Below are 205 nucleotides of genomic sequence, written 5' to 3'. Positions count from 1 at the left end.
TCCGGCGAAAGCCGGAACCCAACCGCAGCGACGCGGCGCCGCCGTGACCTCCCGAAGCCCGCAGCCCCACACCGTCATTCCGGCGAAAGCCGGAACCCAGCCGCAGCGACGCGGCGCCGCCGTGACCTCCGAAGCCCGCAATCCCCCAGACCGTCATTCCGGCGAAAGCCGGAACCCATTTTGACTCTGCTGTTGCCTCTGCCTC

The organism is Lysobacter enzymogenes (genome assembly GCF_017168095.1).
Taxonomy (GTDB): domain Bacteria; phylum Pseudomonadota; class Gammaproteobacteria; order Xanthomonadales; family Xanthomonadaceae; genus Lysobacter; species Lysobacter enzymogenes_D.
Note: the sequence above shows the minus strand (reverse complement) of the source record.